Source organism: Microvirga pakistanensis (assembly GCF_004458765.1).
In the GTDB taxonomy this organism is placed as follows: domain Bacteria; phylum Pseudomonadota; class Alphaproteobacteria; order Rhizobiales; family Beijerinckiaceae; genus Microvirga; species Microvirga pakistanensis.
In genome coordinates this window covers 1-223 of the sequence record NZ_SPJX01000003.1, presented here as the reverse complement: position 1 = coordinate 223, position 223 = coordinate 1, and the positions used below count along the sequence as shown (strand labels likewise).

General features: G+C 65.5%; 1 pseudogene. It reads left to right on the top strand.

The features are described from left to right. Positions 1–223 (top strand): annotated as a pseudogene (locus E4K09_RS00010) (multidrug effflux MFS transporter); the annotation flags it as partial.

The window sequence follows — 223 nt, the reverse complement described above, 5'->3', positions numbered from 1 at the left end:
CCTTCGCGGCTCTGGTGACCCTGCTGTTCATCCTGACCGTGGCCGGGGCCGACAACGCCTACATCCTCTGGGGTCTCCTGTTCCTGTCCTTCGGCTGCCTCGGCTATGTCATTCCCTCGACAGCGGTGCTGGCGCTGGAGGACCATGGATCGATCGCCGGAACGGCTTCTGCGCTCATGGGCACCCTGCAGCTCAGCACCGGCGCCGTGATGATCGCGCTGGT